The sequence below is a fragment of the Fundidesulfovibrio putealis DSM 16056 genome (genome assembly GCF_000429325.1).
GTDB lineage: Bacteria > Desulfobacterota > Desulfovibrionia > Desulfovibrionales > Desulfovibrionaceae > Fundidesulfovibrio > Fundidesulfovibrio putealis.
In genome coordinates this window covers 13,394-32,665 of sequence record NZ_AUBQ01000016.1, presented here as the reverse complement: position 1 = coordinate 32,665, position 19,272 = coordinate 13,394, and the positions used below count along the sequence as shown (strand labels likewise).

18 protein-coding genes are annotated in these 19,272 nt (G+C 64.2%); 5 read left to right on the top strand and 13 right to left on the bottom strand.

Features of this window, described 5'->3' with window-relative positions; translation table 11 throughout:
* Nucleotides 1-66 precede the first annotated feature (66 nt).
* The 4 genes from G453_RS0113695 to G453_RS0113680 form a co-directional block, all read right to left on the bottom strand.
* Nucleotides 67-855, bottom strand: a complete 789-nt coding sequence (locus G453_RS0113695; RefSeq protein ID WP_027191517.1) for an amino acid ABC transporter substrate-binding protein — start codon at nucleotides 853-855, stop codon at nucleotides 67-69.
* A 167-nt stretch (nucleotides 856-1,022) separates the two neighbouring features.
* On the bottom strand, nucleotides 1,023-1,238 hold the full coding sequence (locus tag G453_RS0113690; protein WP_027191516.1) for a hypothetical protein: 216 nt from the start codon (nucleotides 1,236-1,238) through the stop codon (nucleotides 1,023-1,025).
* Between the two features lie 155 nt (nucleotides 1,239-1,393).
* Nucleotides 1,394-1,876, bottom strand: coding sequence for a transcription elongation factor GreA (gene greA / locus G453_RS0113685; protein ID WP_027191515.1), 483 nt, complete (start codon nucleotides 1,874-1,876; stop codon nucleotides 1,394-1,396).
* A 152-nt stretch (nucleotides 1,877-2,028) separates the two neighbouring features.
* Nucleotides 2,029-2,544 (bottom strand): hypothetical protein, encoded by a 516-nt coding sequence (locus G453_RS0113680; RefSeq protein ID WP_051272419.1) that lies wholly within the window; start codon nucleotides 2,542-2,544, stop codon nucleotides 2,029-2,031.
* Between the two features lie 127 nt (nucleotides 2,545-2,671).
* Here G453_RS0113680 and G453_RS0113675 point away from each other — a divergent pair, with 127 nt between their 5' ends.
* Complete coding sequence (locus tag G453_RS0113675; RefSeq protein WP_043645830.1) at nucleotides 2,672-3,760, top strand: M20 family metallopeptidase; 1,089 nt, start codon at nucleotides 2,672-2,674, stop codon at nucleotides 3,758-3,760.
* A gap of 346 nt (nucleotides 3,761-4,106) precedes the next feature.
* Complete coding sequence (locus G453_RS0113665; RefSeq protein ID WP_027191512.1) at nucleotides 4,107-4,364, top strand: hypothetical protein; 258 nt, start codon at nucleotides 4,107-4,109, stop codon at nucleotides 4,362-4,364.
* A 211-nt stretch (nucleotides 4,365-4,575) separates the two neighbouring features.
* Here G453_RS0113665 and G453_RS0113660 read toward each other — a convergent pair whose 3' ends face one another.
* Genes G453_RS0113660 through G453_RS24085 form a run of 4 tightly spaced genes read right to left on the bottom strand, consistent with a single transcriptional unit; the run spans nucleotide 4,576 to nucleotide 10,175 of the window.
* The gene (locus tag G453_RS0113660) at nucleotides 4,576-5,172 is read right to left on the bottom strand and encodes a cyclase family protein (RefSeq protein WP_027191511.1); all 597 of its coding nucleotides are present in this window, start codon (nucleotides 5,170-5,172) and stop codon (nucleotides 4,576-4,578) included.
* Nucleotides 5,159-8,296, bottom strand: a complete 3,138-nt coding sequence (locus G453_RS0113655; protein WP_027191510.1) for an efflux RND transporter permease subunit — start codon at nucleotides 8,294-8,296, stop codon at nucleotides 5,159-5,161. Before G453_RS0113655 ends, G453_RS0113660 begins: the two co-directional genes overlap by 14 nt.
* Nucleotides 8,293-9,480, bottom strand: a complete 1,188-nt coding sequence (locus G453_RS24090; protein ID WP_169725340.1) for an efflux RND transporter periplasmic adaptor subunit — start codon at nucleotides 9,478-9,480, stop codon at nucleotides 8,293-8,295. Before G453_RS24090 ends, G453_RS0113655 begins: the two co-directional genes overlap by 4 nt.
* The gene (locus tag G453_RS24085) at nucleotides 9,480-10,175 is read right to left on the bottom strand and encodes a CerR family C-terminal domain-containing protein (protein WP_051272417.1); all 696 of its coding nucleotides are present in this window, start codon (nucleotides 10,173-10,175) and stop codon (nucleotides 9,480-9,482) included. The genes G453_RS24090 and G453_RS24085 overlap by 1 nt, the downstream gene beginning before the upstream one ends.
* Nucleotides 10,176-10,267: 92 nt before the next feature.
* On the opposite strand from G453_RS24085, the gene G453_RS0113640 reads away from it, so the two are divergent.
* Complete coding sequence (locus G453_RS0113640; protein ID WP_027191509.1) at nucleotides 10,268-11,689, top strand: MFS transporter; 1,422 nt, start codon at nucleotides 10,268-10,270, stop codon at nucleotides 11,687-11,689.
* Between the two features lie 73 nt (nucleotides 11,690-11,762).
* Nucleotides 11,763-13,295 (top strand): hypothetical protein, encoded by a 1,533-nt coding sequence (locus G453_RS0113635; RefSeq protein WP_027191508.1) that lies wholly within the window; start codon nucleotides 11,763-11,765, stop codon nucleotides 13,293-13,295.
* Nucleotides 13,296-13,617: 322 nt separating this feature from the next.
* On the opposite strand, the gene G453_RS0113630 is transcribed toward G453_RS0113635, so the two are convergent.
* Both G453_RS0113630 and G453_RS0113625 read right to left on the bottom strand, forming a co-directional pair.
* Nucleotides 13,618-14,295 (bottom strand): hypothetical protein, encoded by a 678-nt coding sequence (locus G453_RS0113630; protein ID WP_156920936.1) that lies wholly within the window; start codon nucleotides 14,293-14,295, stop codon nucleotides 13,618-13,620.
* Between the two features lie 180 nt (nucleotides 14,296-14,475).
* Nucleotides 14,476-15,681 (bottom strand): VgrG-related protein, encoded by a 1,206-nt coding sequence (locus G453_RS0113625; protein WP_084502346.1) that lies wholly within the window; start codon nucleotides 15,679-15,681, stop codon nucleotides 14,476-14,478.
* A gap of 32 nt (nucleotides 15,682-15,713) precedes the next feature.
* Between G453_RS0113625 and G453_RS24080 the strand changes: the two genes are divergently transcribed.
* Entirely contained in the window at nucleotides 15,714-15,998 is a 285-nt protein-coding gene (locus tag G453_RS24080; RefSeq protein WP_043645829.1) for a cysteine-rich small domain-containing protein, read from the top strand.
* A gap of 718 nt (nucleotides 15,999-16,716) precedes the next feature.
* Here G453_RS24080 and G453_RS24075 read toward each other — a convergent pair.
* From G453_RS24075 to G453_RS0113605, 3 genes are read right to left on the bottom strand one after another with little or no spacing between them, the layout of a single operon-like run.
* The gene (locus G453_RS24075; protein ID WP_051272452.1) at nucleotides 16,717-17,529 is read right to left on the bottom strand and encodes an ATP-binding cassette domain-containing protein; all 813 of its coding nucleotides are present in this window, start codon (nucleotides 17,527-17,529) and stop codon (nucleotides 16,717-16,719) included.
* Nucleotides 17,519-18,223 carry a GTP-binding protein gene (locus tag G453_RS0113610; RefSeq protein WP_027191505.1) on the bottom strand — a complete coding sequence of 235 codons (705 nt, stop codon included), beginning with the start codon at nucleotides 18,221-18,223 and terminating at the stop codon, nucleotides 17,519-17,521. Before G453_RS0113610 ends, G453_RS24075 begins: the two co-directional genes overlap by 11 nt.
* Nucleotides 18,211-19,251 carry an ABC transporter substrate-binding protein gene (locus tag G453_RS0113605; protein ID WP_027191504.1) on the bottom strand — a complete coding sequence of 347 codons (1,041 nt, stop codon included), beginning with the start codon at nucleotides 19,249-19,251 and terminating at the stop codon, nucleotides 18,211-18,213. The genes G453_RS0113610 and G453_RS0113605 overlap by 13 nt, the downstream gene beginning before the upstream one ends.
* Between the last annotated feature and the right edge of the window lie 21 nt (nucleotides 19,252-19,272).

The window sequence follows — 19,272 nt, the reverse complement described above, 5'->3', positions numbered from 1 at the left end:
TGAAGGGGGTGCAGGGGGAAACTTTTTTCAAAAAGTTTCCCCCTGCTCTTCTCTTGGTCTTAACTCTTACCACTTCTTGGGGTTGGTGATGTCCTCACCGAACCACTTCTTGCTGATCTTGCCCATGGTGCCGTCGGCGACCATCTGGTCGATGGTCTTCTGGACCATGTTCTTCAGGTCGGCGTCGGCCTTGCGGAAGGCGATGCCGAAGGGCTCCTTGGTGATGAAGCCGGGCAGGACTTTGTACTTGCCGGGGTTGGTGGCGACGAAGTAGCGGCCGGAGACGTTGTCGATCACCACGGCGGCCAGGCGGCCGGAATCCAGGTCCAGGAAGGCCTTGGGGTTGGCGTCGTATTCCTTGACCTCGGCGGGGGCCTTGGGGAGCTTCTTCACGGCTTCCACGGCGGAGGAACCCTTCTGGACGCCCACGACCTTGCCGGCCAGGTCGTCAAAGCCCTTGGCCTTGCTGTCGACCTTCACAACGGCGATCTGGCCGTCCATGATGTAGGGATTGGTGAAGAGCACCTTCTCGGCGCGCTCCTTGGTGATGGTCATGCCGTTCCAGATGCAGTCGAACTTCTTGGAGTCGAGCGACAGGATCACGCCGTCCCAGGCGGTGGGCTGCCACACGATCTTGATGCCCAGGCGCTTGCCGAGCTCTTCGGCGGCGTCGATGTCGAAGCCGACCAGCTTGCCGTCGTCCTGCTTGAAGCCCATGGGGGGGAAGGAATCGTCCAGGCCGATGACCAGCTTGCCTTCCTTCTTGACCGCGTCCCAGGAGCCGTCGGCGGCCTGGGCCAATCCGGTGAACCCGCACAGAACCATCGCCAGAGCCAGAATCCAGATGCGTTTCATGAGTGCCTCCTCATTTGGTGTGCCTGCTGTCTGCTCAACCCACGTGCCCGGATGTCCGGGCAAACCCCGAATCCCTATAGGATGGGGCGGGAAGTGGCAAGTGCCGGGGAGGCTGGGGAATGTCCGGGTATAGCCGGAGGAGCTTTCAGGGAATCCGGTTGCGGATCTCAGGAAAGGGGTTGGGAGCTGGACGCGCACGCCCTGACAGACTCGGGCAGAACGGGGCGGAGGGGGCTTGCGGGCGTGCCGGACACCAGATGGTCCACCACTTCGTCCAATGTCTTGGGCGTATGGGACCGGGCGTTGCCGCACTGGCAGGACGGCGTTTCCGGGCAACCCTCCAGGATATGGTCAAGGATGGAATCGATGGCTTCGATGGACATGGCACAGGCTCCCTTGGCGTAACGGCGCGACTTGCCAAATACCGCGCGCGCGTGCCCTGAGTGCAACATGACTGCGCCAGTCCGGCGACGGGAAAGAAAAAGCCCCGGCGGGTGGCCGGGGCTTGAAGGGGTGAGCCTGTATGCTCGGGAGTATATTAGGACTGCGTGCCCAGGAAGCGGATGGACACGATCTCGTAGCTGATGCGGCCGCGCGGGGCGTCCACGGTGATCTCGTCGCCTTCCCCCTTGCCGAGCAGCGCCTGCCCCACGGGAGAGAGGATGGAGATGCTGCCCTTGCTGGGCTCGGACTCGTCGGGGCCGAGCAGCGTCCAGGTTTTCACCTCGCCGCTGTTGGAGTCCTCGATTTCCACGGTGGCGCCGAAGATGACCTTGTCGCCGCTCAGTGTGCTCAGATCGATGACCTGGCTGGTGGCCAGACGGCCCTCAATGTAACGGATACGCGCTTCCAGCATCCCTTGGCGGTCACGGGCGGCCTCGTAACCCGCGTTTTCGCGCAGGTCGCCTTCTTCCCGGGCGACTTTGATGGCCTCGATGACGGCAGGACGCTCGTTCTTGAGGTCGCCAAGTTCCTTTTCGAGACGTCTGAAACCTTCCATGGTGATGGGGACACGTTGCATTTTCGATTCCTCAAACTTGCCCCAAGGGGAGGCCCCTGGGGACGCGATATGAAATAAAAAAGGGTTGCCCGAGGCCTCACGGCCCCGGGCGTGTTCCGATGAAGTACAGATACCCTAGCCCTCAGGCCGGGTCAAGTTCCCCGGCGTGGCGATCAGTGGGTCTTGTCCGAACCAGGCCTTGCCTTGCCGGAAGCCTTGTATTCCCGGGCCTTGGCCTCGCGCGCCTCCAGGATGGCCTCCTCCACGCGCGACAGCCGGGCGCACAGCGACGCGGCCACTTCGGCCATTCCCTGGCCGCCCATGGCTTCCACGCTTTGCAGGTCCTCTGCGATAACCTTCTCCATGCGCTCGGACTCCAGGAACATCACGTAGGCCAGGGCCAGGGCCGCGTTGTTCTCCTCTGATCCGTCGCACAGCACTTCCACCTGCGACGCCTCGGCTGTTTCGAACAGACGGTCCACGAACATGCCGATCCATTTGCGGTGCAACTCGGGCAGCAGCGGGGGCACGGTTTCGGCCACGCAGGCGGCAGCCTGGCTGGACATGTCGGGCCGCACGGCTCCGAGCAGTTCGCGGATGGCCTCCTGGCGGCCGTCCTGGGATTCGAGGGTGCGCTGATAGAGAACCTTGTGAATGTGCAGCCGCATGACTGCCTCGCGGGGATCCATGTCAGGAGTATCCTCCTTTTACGGTTGGGGAAGAGCCTAAATAATGCACACTCCCCCGACAGGCAACCCCCCGGCGCACAAGCATTTTTCGCTTGCGCGCCAACCGCGGCGGGTACACATTGCCCTCATGAACGCCACACTTCATGAAATCATCGAGCTTACAGGCGAACTTATCCGCTTCCGTTCCACCGCCTCCAACCAGGCCGAGCGCACGGCCTGCGCCGATTTCATCGTCGCCTGGCTGAAGCGCCACGGCATCGAAAGCCAGCGCGTCACAGTGGACGGCGTGGACAGCATCCTGGCCCTGCCCGATTCCGGACATTGCCGCGTGCTGTTCATGGCCCACTTCGACGTGGTGGACGCGCCGGAGCACCTGTTCACCCCCGAAGTGAAGGACGGCAAGCTCTTTGGTCGCGGAGCCAACGACGACAAGTACGCCGTGGCCACATCCATGGTGCTGCTCAAGCGCCTGCGGGAGCGCGGCGAACCCAGCTCCACAGGCACTCTGGGCATACTCCTGAGCGGCGACGAGGAGGTCGGCGGACGGCGCGGCGCGCAACAGGCATTGAAGCAGGTCTCGGCGGACTTCTGCATCGCCCTGGACGGCGGCAACCCCGAGAGCATGGTGGTGCTGGAAAAGGGCGTCCTGCGCCTGAAGCTGACCGCGCGCGGCAAGGCAGCCCACGGCGCGCGCCCCTGGATGGGCGTCAACGCCATCGAGGCCCTCATGGCCGATCTGGCGGCGCTGAGACCCCTCTTCGACGTGGACGCCCCCGAGCACTGGCATCGCACCCTGAACATCGGCATGATAAGCGGCGGCACCGTGGTGAACATGGTCCCGGCCAGTGCCGAGGCCTCCCTGGACATCCGCTACACCGAGCACGACGACCCCGATGCCCTGCTGGAATCCATCAAGGCCGCCGTGGCTGGCGAAGTCACGCTTATTCGTCGCGACTCCATCTTCAACGGCGGGCAGTCCCCCCTGCTGGACCGCCTGCGCACATTCGCCCCCAAGGCCGAGCTGACCCGCGCCCATGGAGCCAGCGACGCCCGGTTCCTGTCCGAGCACGCCATCCCCGGCATCGTCTGGGGCGCGGAAGGCGCGGGCACGCAGCACTCCGAGGGTGAATACCTGGTGATCGAAAGCCTGGAACGTTTGGTCGGGAGCCTGGAAGGGTTCCTGGACTGCCTGCACGCCGAGGAGTCGGGGGTGTAGCGCCCTCTTTTGAAATACCCACAAGCTGCCTCTTGAATTTCAGCACGACATGGATGCACTGCGGAACACGGACCGTGTTTCTTCGCATGTATTTCCATGGTTCTGTGCTTTGTCCTGCAGACAGTTGTTTATTTACTGGACATAGTAAAAAAAATGCGCTTTATCAGAAATGGGTCCGCAGATCATCCTTGCCACTGAGAGGATGATGCAAGAACGGATTCGTTTGGTCCAGAAACCGTAAACCAGGAGCGCAATGCGCAAAAATCGGCTGTGGCAGGTAACGGGTGAATCGCACACGTTAGACTTGGCTCTCTATGAACTCCAAGAAACGATCATGAGGTAAGAAATGAAAATCTTGTCGCTTTTGATTTCGTTGATGCTGTTCAGTGCCACTGCATTCGCTGCCGATGAAGCTGCAGATTTAGCCAACAGAGCTCAATTCGAAAAGGAATGCGCTGCGATGATTGCACCCGGCGGACCTTGCGCTGACGTCAAAACCGGCGGCGGCGGCAGGAGAGGTTGCGTTGCCAAGCCGGAAAACCTTGAAAAAGCCACTCCTGCCTGCAAGAAAGTCATTGAGGATTGGAAGGCGCTCCCCAAGTAGTACTGGAGTTCCCCTTACGTCAGATACAGTGACGGTGTAGATAATTGTACCCCCGTTGCGGATAAAGCCTCCGCGACGGGGGTTTCTTGCGACGAACGTCTGTGACTGGCATGGGTCAGGGTGTCGCGGAAGACAGCCTCCGGCGGCCAAAGGGGCGAGCCCCTTTGGAAACCCTTATGGGCTCTGCGTGTCCAGGTTGATTGGGTCAAGATCAGGCAAAGTCGAGCATGGCGACAGCTCGCACTGGTGCGCCGTCGCCGCATAGAGCCAGCGGAAGCCCTATGAACAGGAAGATTTGGTCGCGGGGCAGTTTGGACGTGTTGGCCAGATTCTCGAAGCTCACGATCCCCGCCCGGCACAGTTCGCGCTCGACAGCCTCGTCCATGGGGAGCTCCACGGCCTGCGCCACGAACGGCGGACGCGCCGCCAGCACCAGGGGGAGCTCGTCCCCGTCCAGGGGCGCGTCGGCGTAGATCAGGCCAACGCCTGCCGGGATTGTCCCGCAGCCGGAGTCCGGCGAAGCGTCACGTGTGACGCCCTTCTGTCCTCCCGGCATGCGCGTCACCGGCTGACGCACGAGTGCCCGTCCCACGAAATGCGTAAGCGCCAGTTCTTCCAGACGCGCCCCGTCCTCGGCCATGTGCCAGGGCGCGTTCACGTGCGTTCCCGCGTGGCTCCCAAGACGTATCTCGCTCAGACGCCAGCCCTCAACCGGCAGGTCGTGGATCTGCCGGACGCTCACCGGCGGATCGCCGGGATACCCGGCCATGCCGTCGGCCACGGGCACCGTCAGGTCAATGAGGCGCATGGGGCTGGGCTTGGCTCGCGCCCGCCGGGGCCTCCTCGCCGTTCTTGCTCTTGAAGCGCTTGCCGAGCCAGGTCTGGAAGCGGTCCAGGTAGGTGTAATAGACCGGGGTGAAGTACAGCGTCAAAAGCTGCGACACCATGAGACCGCCCACCACGGCCAGGCCAAGCGGCCTGCGGGCCTCGCCGCCCGCGCCAAGCCCCATGGCGATGGGCAGCGTGCCCATGAGCGCGGCCATGCTGGTCATCATGATGGGCCGAAAGCGCACCATGCATCCCTGGAAGATGGCCTCCGCCGGACTGATGTTCTGGTCTCGCTGGGCCTCCAGGGCGAAGTCGATCATCATGATGGCGTTCTTCTTCACGATGCCGATCAGCATGATGATGCCCACGAACCCGTAGATGTCCAGGTCCTGCTTGAAGAGCATGAGCGTTGCCAGCGCTCCCACGCCAGCCGACGGCAGGCCTGAGAGGATGGTCAGCGGGTGGATGAAGGACTCGTACAGGATGCCCAGCACGATGTAGATGACCACGATGGACAACAGCACCAGCACGGACAGGCCCGCGAACGAGGACTGGAACGCCTGGGCCGTGCCCTCGAACTTGGTGGAGAAGCTGGCCGGGAGCACCGTGCGCGAAACGTCCTCCACCGCTTCCACCGCCTGCGACAGGGACGTGCCGGGGCGCAGGTTGAAGGAGATGGTCACGGAGGGCAGCTGGCCGGAGTGGTTCACCGAGAGCGGCCCCACGCCGATGGAGCGTTTCACCAGCACGTCCAGCGGCACGAGCTTCGTGGTTACAGGGGAGCGCACATACAGCCGCGACATGAGCGACGGATCGCCCTGGAAGCGCGGCAAGAGCTCCATGATGACCTGATAGTCGCTGTTGGGCGCGTAGATCGTGGATATCTGGCGCGAGCCGTAGGCCGTGTACAGGGCGTCCTCGATCTGGCGAACGGTGATGCCCAGGGCCGAAGTCTTGTCGCGGTCGATCTCCAGGCGCACCTGGGGGTTCTTCAGTTGCAGGTCGGAGTTCACATCCTGAAGTATCGGGATTTCCTTGAGTTTTTCCTCAAGCTCCGCAGAATACTTGAACAGGTCCTGGGTGTCGGGGTTCTGGAGCGTGTACTGGTACAGGCCCTTGGAGAAGTTGCCGCCCAGGCGGATTGCCGGAGGGTTCTGCAAAAAGGCCATGATGCCGGTCACCTGCGCCAGTTGCGGGCGAAGCTTCTGGATGAGCTGGTCCGCCGAAAGCGGGCGCTCGTGCCGGGGCTTCAACTTCACGAACATGCGCCCGGAGTTGAGCGAGGCCACGGGGCCGCCCGCGCCCACCACCGACATGAAGCCTTCCACGTTTTCGTCCTTGCCGATGATCTCCATGAGGCGCTTCTGCTTTTCCACCATGGAGTCGAAGCTGATGCCCTGCTCGGCCTCGGTGACCACGGCGATCTGGCCGATGTCCTCGCTCGGCAGGAAGCCCTTGGGGATGGCCGAGAACAGCCATCCCGTCACGCCCAGCAGCGACAGTGAGAAGAGCATGGTGATGCGGCGGTGCGAGATGACCCAGCGCAGCGAACGCTCATAGGCGTGAAGCATCGCGGTGAAACCGTTCTCGATGATCGTGTAGAGCCTGCCGTGCTTTTCCTGGTCGTGACGCTTGAGCCACAGGGAGCACAGCATGGGGGTCAGCGACAAAGACACGAACCCGGAGAACAGGATGGCCACGCAGATGGTGACCGCGAACTCCCGAAACAGCCTGCCCACCACGCCGCCCATGAACAACACCGGCAGAAACACCGCCGTGAGCGAGATGGTCATGGACAGGATGGTGAAGCTGACCTCGGCCGCACCCTCCTGCGCCGCCTTGAGCGGCGGCTTGCCCATTTCCATGTGCCGGACGATGTTTTCCAGCATGACGATGGCGTCGTCCACCACGAAGCCCACCGAGAGGGTCAGCGCCATAAGCGAGATGTTATTCAGACTGAACCCGAACTGCTGCATGAGCGCGAACGTCCCCAGGAGCGACAACGGCAGGGCCAGCGAGGGGATGATCGTGGCCGAGACGTTTCGCAAAAACAGGAAGATGACCAGGATGACCAGCCCCACGGTGAGCAGCAGCGTGAATTTGACGTCCTCCACGGACTCCTTGATGGAGACCGAGCGGTCGATCATGATCTCCATGTTCACGGCTTCGGGCAGCTGGACCTTGAAGCCGGGCAGCAGGGCCTTCACCGCGTCCACCACGGCCACGGTGTTGGTGCCGGGCTGGCGCATGATGGCCAGCACGAAGCCGGGCTGGCCGTTGTAGAAGTTGCGGCGGCGGTCGTTCTCCACCGAGTCGAAGGCGCGGCCCAGTTCGTTCAGGCGAATGGGCGAGCCGTTCTTGTAGGCCACGATGATCGGCCCGTAGAACTCGGCGCGCGTGAGCTGCCCCGAAGCCTGCACCGTGAACTCCCTGGTGGGGCCGGACACGGTTCCGGTGGGCAGGTTGGCGTTGGCGTTTCGCACCGAGGTGACCACCTCGTCGATTCCGAGCTCGCGCGAGGCCAGGGCGTCCGGGTCCAGCTGGATGCGCACGGCGTATTTCTGGGAGCCGTACACCACCACCTGGGACACGCCGCTGACCATGGAGATGCGCTGGGCCAGCATGGACTCGGCGTACTCGTTCAGGTCGGACAGGCGCATGGTGGGCGAGGATATGGCCAGGTACAGCACGGGCTGGTCCGCCGGGTTCACCTTGCGGTAGGTGGGCGGCGTGGTCATCTCGGCGGGGGTGTTCTTGACCGCCTGCGCGATGGCCGAGTTCACGTCCTGGGCTGCGGCGTCGATGTTTCGCGACAGGTCGAACTGGAGCGTCACCTTAGTGAGGCCAAGGGTGGAGTTGGAGCTCATGGAGTCCAGGCCCGCGATGGTGGAGAACTGCTTCTCAAGCGGGGTGGCCACCGAGGAGGCCATGGTCTCCGCGCTGGCTCCGGGGAAGGTGGCCGTCACCTGGATGGTGGGGAAGTCCACGTTGGGCAGGTCGGACACGGGCAACACGTTGTAGCCCATGACGCCGAAGATCATGATGGCCACCATGACCAGGGTGGTCATGACCGGGCGTCTGATGAAACCTGTGGAGAGGCTCACTGCTTCTTCTCCCCGGCGGCGGCTTCGGGACTTTTGGCGTCGGCGGTCTTGGTCCCGGAGGCCTGCGGCCCGCCCTTCACCTCCACCAGGGAGTTGGGCGCGAGCCTCACGTGGCCGTCCGTGACCACGGTCTCTCCGGGCGAGACGCCCTTGACGATGATGATCCTCTCACCCACGTTGGCCCCGGTCTCCACAATACGGAACTCGGCCTGGTTCTGGGCGTTGACCACATAGACGAAGCTGCCCTGCAGGCCCTGCTGCACTGCGGCGCCCGGCACGGTGATCACATTGTTGCGGTTGTCCAGGTTCAGGGCCACCTTGGCGAACTGTCCAGGCCAGAGGCGCTTTTCCGTATTCTTGAACAGGCCCTTCAGGCGGATGGTGCCGGTGGAGCGGTCCACGGCGTTGTCCACCGAGGCAAGTTCGCCCTTTTCTACCTCCGCGTCGGTGACGGCCCCGGTCCCGGCCAGGGACACGGTCACTTCCAGCGGGGCCTTGCCCATGCGGGCGGCCACGTCCGGCAGGAACTGTTCCGGCACGGAGAAGCTCACGTACACGGGCTGGATCTGGTTTATCACCAGCAGGTTGCGGTCGTCGTTGGCCTTTATGACGTTGCCCAGGTTCACAAGCACGCCGCCCACGCGCCCCGCGAAGGGCGCTTTCATCACCGAGTACTCCAGCTGGAGCCTGGCCTGCTCGATTGAAGCCTCGGAGAGCTTGATGGAGGCGCGCAGGCTCTTGGCGTCGGTCTGGGACTGGTCGAACTGCTGCTGGCTGACCACGTCCTTCTGCTTGAGTCCGGTGTAGCGGGCAAAGTCGTCCTCGGCCTTCTTCAGCAGGGCCTGGTCGCGCTCGAGCTTGCCCTGGGCCTCCTTAAGCGCGGCCTGGAACGGGCGCGGGTCCAGCACGAAGAGCACCTCTCCGGCCGCGACTTCCTGGCCGTCGCGCACGCGCTGTTCCACGATCAGTCCGCCCACCTGGGAGCGCAGCGCCACGCTGCGGTAGGGCTCCACGTTGCCAACTGCGGTTATCTGTACGGGAATGGAGCCCGACTCGACCTTGGCGACGCTCACGGGCACGGGCCGTTTGGCCTGAGTCTGTTTTTTCTTGTCGTCCGAGCAGCCCGCCAGCAGGGCCGACGCGAGAAGCACGCACGCCAGAAACCAGATATTAAGACACTTCATCATTGCCCTTCCTGTCCTTCCCGTATTTGCTGCTCTGCCGTTCCGCCCAGCCCTGCCTCGCGATAGCCACGGATCGCCGCCAGACTGAATCGCACGATGTGGCAAGCCAGTATGTCGATGCCTTGCTCGTCCCAGGTTACATCCGGAAACAAAATTTCTATCGCCGCCCGTGCCCGGTAATAATGCTGGCACTGCCCGACCACCGACAGCGCGCAGTGGCGCACGTCCTGCTCGGTGGCTCCCTCCCCCAGCAGGGTGCACACTGCGGCCATGAGCCGCTCCAAGTTGGGGCGGATGGACGACTGCACCATGCGCTCCAGGGCCGGAGAGGGATTGCCCATCTCCTTGGCCATCAAACGGGTGCTCCAGCCGGGGCCGTCCGCCCCCAAAGTCCGCTTCAGGAAGGAACGGACGTAGGCCGCCAGGGCCTCCACGGCCATGGGCCTGCCGCTCAGGTCTTCGGGGATTCCTACAGTGGGGGGATGGCGGCGCAGGCCCTCCTGATGACAGTGCTCCAACAGGGCGTCATACAGGCCGCTCTTGCCGCCGAAATGATAATTCACCGAGGCCACGTTGGCCCCGGCCTTGGCGCAAATCTCCCGGATCGTGCCCGCCTGGAAGCCTTTTTCGGAAAAGACCTCGCCCGCGGCGTTCAGAAGCCTGAGCTTTGTTTCGTCCTGATCCGGTTGCAGCATAAGTCCTCAAACAAGCGTTTCAATCAGGCGTTTAGCCCGATTGCCTGAACCTGTCAAAAGGCGTATGACCCCCGCTCTGTGACAGTACTGAAATGAAACAAGAACACCCCGACAATCCATTCGCCGCCAGACCCTGGGCCTGCATGGGCGTGGCGGCCACCGGCACGTTCATGGCCACCCTCGACGGCGGCATCGTGAACGTGGCCCTTCCCACCATTGCCGCGCAGTTCGGGGCGGATCTGCCCTTCGCCCAATGGGTAATCACCATTTATCTGCTGTCCATCGCCTGCCTGCTGCCCGCCTTCGGCCGCCTGGGCGACATGAACGGGCGCAAGGCCAAATACCGCATGGGGTTTTTCCTGTTCACGCTGTCGTCTGCGCTGTGCGGGGCCGCGCCGGGCATGTGGTGGCTGATCGTCGGGCGCGCCTGCCAGGCCGTGGGCGGAGCGCTGCTCATGGCCAACGGCCCGGCCATCGTGGTCATGAGCTTCCCCGGTCCCAAGCGGGGCCGCGCCCTGGGGATGATCGGCATGGTGGTGTCGCTTGGCTCGCTGGCCGGGCCGGCGCTTGGCGGACTCCTGGTGGGCTGGCTTGGCTGGCCGTCGATCTTCTACGTCAACGTGCCAATCGGCATCCTGGGCATGTTCCTGGTGCAGCGCATCCTGCCCGACGACCGCAAACAAAGCGCCGACAGCTTCGACCTGACCGGAGCCGTGCAGTACGCGGTAGGCATCATTTTCCTGCTGACGGCCATCACCCACGGCGGACGCTGGGGCTGGGGATTCCCCGGAACCCTGGCCTGCGAGGGCGCGGCTTTCGTATCGCTGTGGTTGTTCCTGCGCCGCCAGTCCCGCGTGCGCCATCCCGTGGTGGACCTGTCGCTGTTTCGCATCCGGGGTCTGGCCGTGGGCAACCTGGCCTCGCTCCTGTGCTTCATGGCGCTTCTGGGCAACGCGCTGATGCTGCCCTTTTTCCTGGTGCACGTGGGGGGCTTAAGCTCCCGCGACGCCGGGCTGGTGCTGGCGGTGATGCCCCTGACCATGGCCTTCGCCGCTCCGGTGAGCGGGTATCTCTCCGAAAAGATCAGCCACGCGCTGCTTACAGGTGTGGGCATGGCCGTGGCCGCAGCCGGTCTTTATTCCCAGACGCTTTTGACCGCCTCCTCCGGCATGCTGCGCATGGCCCTGGGCCAGGCCGTGCTGGGGCTCGGTTTCGGCATCTTCGTCTCGCCCAACAACAACGCGGTGCTTGGCAGCGCGCCAAGGGCCAAGAGCGGCGTGGCCGGTGCGGTGATGGCCCTGGTGCGCACATTGGGCATGGCCAGCGGCATCGCGGTTTCCACCGCCGTGTACGAGGCCTGGAACCACCGCGCCGTTGCCGCCGGATTGAGCGATCAGGCCGCGTTCCTCGCCGGGTTCGACGCTTCCCTGGTCTGCGCAGCCGGTCTGGCGCTGGGGGCTGCGGCTGTCTCCCTGGCCCGGCCCTGGAGAGCGCGCCCGCCGTCAGCGGGATAGGCTTTTTTTTCAACTATTTTTGCTGTACGCTCGGCCTGTCCCATTTTCAGGACGAGGCACGAAGGTATCAACAATGAGCCAAGACGACTCCACTGCCCGCATCGAAAGCTACCTGGCGTCGCTGCGTCGCCTCAAGGAGACATCCTCCCCCCGACGCGAGGTGCTGGAGAGGGAGCTGCTCCTGGCGGTGCTCCAGGCCAACCGGGAACGCCTGGCCGAATCGCCCGCCCTGGAGGCCGACCAACAGCATCTGACGGCCACCATCGTGTCGCGCGCCGAACCCCTGCTCGCCCACACGCTCTACCGCGAGTGGGCGTCGCAGTTCCTGGTGGTGCTGAACCAGTACGAGGTCGCGGCCCGCACCGGGGCCACGGCCCAGGCGTCCGCCCTGCTGGACCAGCTCCTGAACCTGGAGAGCCTGCTGTCCAAATGCCTGCAAGGCTACATCATCTTCTCCGGGCTCATCCGCGACGACTTCAACGACGTGATCCTCAAGCGCTTCGGCGAAAGCGCCCTGGCCGACATCGACGAAATTTCCCACGCCGGTTTCTCCGACGACAACTACTGGAAGGCCTTGCTGGATCGCTTCGTCTTCGGCTTCATCGACAAGAGCTTCGCCGAGATGCTTAACAAGCAGCAGTTCAAGCTGAGCCGCGACGGCGCCTTCGTGGCCGTGCGCTTTCCTTTGGACGCCATGCTGGCCGAGATGCCCGGAACGGACAAGGAGATCGACAAGACCCGCCTCCAGTCCACCGTGGAGGCGGCACGGACCGACCCCATGGCCATGAAGGCCGCCGCGGCCCTCACTGCCCTGCTGCCCGGCCTGGACAAGCCGTTGCTCCCCTCAAAGTCGCCCCGGCAGGACTACGAGGCCCTGGCGCTGGTGGCGTCGCTTGATCCGGAGGCCGGGCGCTTCGTGAGCGTGTTCGTGGACGGCCTCCCCCTGGAGCCCGAAGAAGGCCATCCGGCGGATGAGGACCCGAAGCTTACGGCGCAGCGCGCCTCGGCCCGCAAGGAGTTCCTCCGGAACCAGATGGTGGCCATGGCTGCGGGCGCGGCCCTGGCCCTTGGCATCACCCGCGAGGACCTGGGCAAGGCCATCCAGAACTTCACCGCACGCGAACAGGAGAGAATCCTGACCATGGCCGGAGCGCTGGACCCCGCCTCCCTGGCCGTGGCCCACACGCTGATGCTGGAGTTCGCCCTGTGCCGCCTGCTAACCGACAAGACGGAGAGCGAGGGGGCCAAGGTGCAGGTGAAGTGCCTGCGGCAGCGCCGGGCATCGCGCTCCGACCTGGACGCCCTGGCAGCCAAGGGGTTCAACCGAATCCGCCAGAAGCTCTTTTTCGAGGAGGACCCCTCCACCCCGGAGTGGCTCTACTTCAAGGCCAAGTCCCCCCAGGAGCTGGCCGAGGCCACCCAGCTCTCCAACATGGAGCCGCACCTGACGCACGGGCTGCTGGCCCTGTGGAACAGGCAGGAGTTCAAGGTGGAGGCGGTGACCCTGGTGAACATGACGCTGGTGGCCAAGGCCACCCAGAACGTGCAGGCCAAGCTGGGTGAGATTCTCGGCAAGCTTGGCGTGGTGAAGACCGCCCAGGAATAGCCTCCTCCCCGCCTTCTCCTCCAACGCAAAAGCGCGGCGTCCCCAGGGACGCCGCGCTCTCAATATTTCGGGGAGACTCTTCCCGCCTCACACCTGCAATCGCACGCTCTTCACAACCCGCCGGACCACAGAGCCAATAAGGGTGTCCAGAGGGGCTCGCCCCTTTGGCCGCCGGAGGCTTCTCCCCCGACCACACGCCCCAAGCTTTCTCATATCTCCGGCCACAATCAGGACATCACCTGCAACACAGAGAAGGCACACGAGCATCCTCCGGCCAATAGCCCCTGGTCGCGCCTGCCTGCCAGACTGCCAGCCATCCTGCTTACTGGGCGGGGCGGGTCTTGGGAAGGTCCAGCTTCAGGAGCTGGCTGCCCTCGCGAAGGTATTTCAGCACGTCGATGCCCACGTAATCCTCCTGCTTGGGCGGCAAGGCCCCCGTGGGAACGGCCATGGGGGTGTCGCCCGAGGGCAGAAGCCGCGTCAGTTCATCGGAGACGGGTTCGGCCTCGCGCTGGATCATGGACAGGGTGACGGCCACGGGCTGGTAGTAGAAGGAGAGCTTCACACCGCCCGCCGGGTCCTTCTTGAGCTTCACGCGCACGGGTCCGGTCTTCCAACGCATCACGGAGGTGTCGCCCTCGCGCATTTTCTTGCCGGGACCGTACAGGCGGCTGAGCTCGCCCGCCAGCTTGTCGTAGGAGGCGTCTTCCCTCAGGCGCAGGTGAGCGGCATAGAGCCTGCCGCCGGACTGTCCGTAGAACACGGTGGGCTTGCCGTAGCCCTGCATGTCGTAGGTTTCGCGCAGGCTCACGAAGTAGTCCACGCCGTCTTCGGAGCGCAGCTTCAGAAAATCCTTGCGCTTGCTCACGTCCTCGCCCCAGGAGACGGAGCCGAACCCCTTGGAAAGCGGGGATATCCTGGCCTTGGATGCCGCCAGACACGGCACGGCAAAAACCGCGACCATCACAATCATCAGAACACAACGGATCAGTCCTGCCACGCTCTCCTCCCGTTCAACCGTATGGGACAGTGATAGCCGCAGGGCATCCGCGTGGCAAGCGCGGGCTTGAAGAAAGAGCGCACCGCTGCGTTGCTGGCGCTGCGGCAACGCAGGCCTACGCCGCAAGCGCCTGCGCGGCAGCCCGCCCATGGGCGGACAGTCGGGGAAGAAGGAAAAGGATCAGCTCAGGCTTCTGCCGCCGAGCATGGCCAGGGCGGACTCTTTCTCGTCGGCAAGACGGGTGGTCACGGCGACGCGCAGGCGTCCCCTCCCGGCGAACTGGGTCATGCGCTGGGCGTAGACTTCCTCGATGAGGGCCTTGTCGGACTTCTCCTGCCCCTTGGCCTGGAGCTTCTCCACGGCGGAGGTGAAGATGTCCGCCGCGCCGTTCGGCCCGTGCTGCACGGCGGTGCTCCAGAGCACCTCGCGCACGGCCTGGGAGCGCTTGGACAGGTCCTCCCCGGTGGACAGGGTGACGGATTTGAGCGCGGGCTGATAGTGGGTGTCGCCGATGAACTCGTGCTGCAGGGCCTCGAAGCGCTTGGGATGCTGGGAGGCGATGTTCTTCCACTCGTTGGCCATGGCGCCTTCGCGGCCGCCGGTGTTGGCCGGGCCGGAGGTGGACAGGCGTGCGGCCAGATCCGGGGCCTTGGCCTCCAGATAGTTCAGGAAGCGGCTCATGGTGCCCACGCCCGAGGCGATCTGGTAGGTGCCGTAGGAGGTGCCGCCCCGGCCGTCGTAGCCGATGGCGTCGATGGCCCCGCGCGACTCGTATGCCGCAGACAGGATGCCGATCTTATCGGAACGCTCGTACTTGGCGTCGTCGCGGGCCAGCACGGACTGGCGCTTGGCCGCCAGGAACTTGGACTCGGCTGCAGCTGCTGCGAACAGGAGGTCCTCCTCGGCCTTGGTGAATCCTGCGGGGAGCCCCGTCTTGCTGGAGTTTCCGGGCAGGTGGCCCAGGTCCTCGGAGTGGCGGGCGTTCAGGTTGATCACCCCGCGCGCCTCGTTGGAGGCGATCTTGCCGCGCACCTCGCCCGTGCGCACCGGAGCGGTGCTTTTGGCCTGGGCCTGGTTCTGGGTCTGGGACTGGGACTGATTCTGAGCCTTGGCCTGCTCGCGCATCAGGGCCTGCATGGCCCCGGACGCGCCTTTCCCGACGGTTGCTTGAGCGTCCTGGAATCCGGGCGTTGTGGGAGAATTCTGCTTGAGCAGCGACAGCGCGTCCTTGCCCTTGCCCCGCAGAACCTCCTGGCTTACACCCAGTTCGCTGGTGAGCATGGTCTTGAACGCGCCCTGGTCCTGCGACAGCCGGGAAGCGCCGAGCCTCGTCACTTCCGGCCTTGCCGCCAGGGCGGCGGCGATATTCTGCGGCGTCATAACCATGACGTTAACCCCTTGGAAGAAGAGTCTGCATCATGGATAAGCAATCCGCATGCCAGGAGGCGTCCCACGCTTTCTACCAGAACCGGGCCTGCAAGTACTTTCCCTGCCATCCCGGCGCGGATACGGACGTTTTCAACTGCCTGTTCTGCTACTGCCCCCTGTACTTCCTGGAGGACTGCGAGGGCGATTACGACATGCTCGGTCCCATCAAGGACTGCACGAAGTGCCTGAAGCCCCATCACCCCGGCGGCTATGAGCGCACGGTGTCCCGGCTGAAGGCCGAGATGGCCAGACGCCGCAGGGAGTGGGAAAAATAGGCCAGAGATGCGGCATTTGCCGGGAGCGTTCGTAAGCGAAAACAGACATGAAGAGGCCGGGGGCGAAAGCCCCCGGCCTCTCCTATGGTAATCACTCGACAGCACGAGTGTTGCTCTCCCACACGCCGACGGGGAAAGCGGCACGAGGTCCTCCTAGGAACACCCGCGCAAGAGATACACCACAAAAAGGATTGGCAAAGGAACACCCAAAATCCAAAGCAAAGCCCATCCGATCTTTCCGCTTTGTTTGTCAGACATAACATACCTCATTTCCCGTCATCGTCCATCAGCAGTTGGTGATGAATCTTACCCGCCGAGGCGAAGCAGATGTTATTCGAACTTTTCCGTCGGACTGACGACTCCGCATCCAAAGCAGCACACAAAAGTAAAACACTCACAACCGCCTGTATTACTTACACAATACTACAGACTCTTGAATCATACCACATTTTCCACACAGCACAACAGAAAAGGATCATTTTCCGGAAGAAGATACATCAGCACCCAGGGTGCCCTGCTCTGCCGGGCAGCACTGCTTCTCGTCTCCGGGCATGGGGAGGTGGTGCGTGTACGTGGAGCGTCGCGGGAAAGAGTTGCGGAGGCGTTCCGCCTACTGCGAAGTGTGCATGTCACTCATGACCATGCCAGTACATACAAACTGTATAATTCCAGGCAGATAGATTCACAAGTTGTTTGATCTGACCTTAAGGGCGCGGCATCAGCCCAACGCCTTCCCGGCGCGCAGCATGGCCCGCACTCGCGACATTTCGGTCTCCATATGCTCAAGGCGCGCAAGGATCGCCTCCTCACTCCCGGTGCGAGTCTGGACCGACCGCACCGCCCCGTGCTCGAACACCAGCCGCCGATCCGCCGACAGGGCCAGCACCGGGTCATGGGTGGCGATGACGATGATCTTGTCGCTGGCCAGCAGCAGGTCCAGCGCCCTGCGCTTGTCAACGCCAGCATTCTCGATCTCGTCGATCAGGAGCACCGGCGACCAGCTTAAGAGTGCCGTGTCCGCGATCATCAGCGCCCGCGACTGTCCGCCCGAGAGCTGCGTCAGCTGCGCCCCAGGGCCGAAAGGCTCCCCGGCCAGCGCGTTGGCCGCGTCCAGCACCCGGCGCGCGGCGGCCTCGGGGTCCGTCACCTCGCGGCTCATGGCGTGGGCCAGCACGAAATCGCGCGCGTTCATGTCCAGCACGAAGTTCATGTTCTGGGTCAGCTGCGCCACCAGCCGCCCCTGCAACCCGAAGCGCTCGTCCGCGTCCGGGGCGCGCCCGTCCAGAAGGAGCGTGCGCCCGGTGGGCGTGTCTCCGCAGGCCAGGGACTCGATGTCCGACAGGAATCGGCTCTTGCCCGAACCGGTAGGCCCGAGCAGCGCCGTGATCTCGCCGGAGCGGAACACCACGTCCGCGGCTTCCGGCCTGCCGGACTTGTCGCGCCCGGCGGTCAGGGTCATGCTGGCGGGGGCGTAGACCCTGTTCTCGTGCTGCGCGTCCTGGACGTCCGACCCGGCGTCTTCACTCAGCATGGACGCCCCCTGCAAATTTCGCTTTTTTCACGTTGCCCTTCTGGTAGCGCCCGCCGATGCGCGTCTCGCTCAGGCAGTAGGAACACACGGCGGCGGGCATGGAGAACCGCAGCTTCATGTCCGTGACGGAGTCGATGTCCGGAGCCCTGGCCATGATGGCCGCCAGCTCCGCGCAGCCCTGGCCGGTGAGCCCGTTGACGTGGCGGATGACCGCCCGCTTGTTCATCTGGCGGATGCGGTAGCGGTAGACCTCGCGCTCGGCCTGGGAGACCAGGTCCCCCTTGGTGACGATGACGATGTCCGCCATGCGAAGCATGGGGCCGATCTTCTCGGGCGCGTCTATGCCCATGAGGTTGTCGATCACGCACACGGCCAGCGCGCCCCGGATGTGCGGGGAGCAGCGGTTGCACAGCCCAGCAGTCTCGATGAGGCCCACCTGCGCCCCGGACTCCACGCCCCAGGCGAAGGCTTCCTCCAGGTTGGTGGCGAAGAAGTGGTCCGGGCAGAGCCCGCCGGAAAAGGCCACGGACACGGGGACACCGGCGGCGCGGTACAGGTCGCCGTCGCGGCTTTGCAGGCAGTCGAACTTGACCACCGCGCAGGGCTGGCCGCTCTCCTGGAGCACCCCGCAGGCCTTGGCCACCACGGAGGTCTTGCCGCAGGAGGGCGGCCCGGCCACGGTTATGAGGCGCACGCGCTCTTCCTGACCATAGACCGAAACAGCACGTTCAGCTTGTCACGCAGTTCGCTCACATCGTTGTCCTCGATGAAGTCCCACCCCACCCACTTGAGCGACGCTCCGGCAGGCAGCCTGGAGGGCACGGACCCGTCCATGGGCGCGAACCATCCCGCGCTCTCGATGGAAGCGAACCCGCGCGCGAAAAACGATGCCAGTTCCGACAGCCTGTGGTGCTCGCTGCGCCGGGCCAGCAGGTACAGCGGGCTGGCCGCCGCGCCGTCCTCCGGCCAGATGACCTTGATGTGCTCGGGCTGGCGGGTGCTCTCGGCAAAGAAGGCCGGGATGACATAGATCGCGCCCGCGTCCTCGTCCCGGGAACCGGCGGACTTCACCATGGAGGACGAGTGCATGAGCCCCTTGCTGTTGCAGGCCAGGGCGTCCAGGCCCTGCATGCCGAAATCCTTGTACAGATTCAGCACCACGGCGTCGGCCATGTCGTCGCCGTCGCCGCACATGACTACCTCGCCCTTGTAGCGCGGGTGCAGGATGTCCTCCCAGGTGCGCGGCAGGGGCAGATCGCCCAGGCGGCGAGTGTCGGCCATGAACACGTACGGAGTGACGCCGTACACAGTGTAGGCTCCGCGCGGGTCCAGGAGCCCGGCCTTCACGTGCAGCGGGTTCACCTTCTCGGGCAGCGCCGCCTCGAACACCCCGGCGCGCACGTGGTTGTCCACGAACTCGCGCCGCCAGAAGTCGCCAAAGCCGATGGAACCGATGAGTCCGGGCAGCTTGTCCGGGTCAGGCTGGCGGTAGATGGGGTCGTAGGGGTCGATGGAGGTGCAGCCCATGGGGATGTGGGCGGTAAGTTCAACACCGCGCGCGGCGTACTGCGCGATGATGGCGTCGATGGAGTCCTTCACCACGAGCTTCACCGGGCACGGCGCGTAGAGAAGGAGGTCGGCGGGCTTCTCGGGAAGCGAAGGGGTTTCGTCCTCCTCGCCCATGCGGCGGATGGAGAGCATCAGGTCGTCGAGAGCTTTCATTGTGTCCCTTTACGCCCAGGC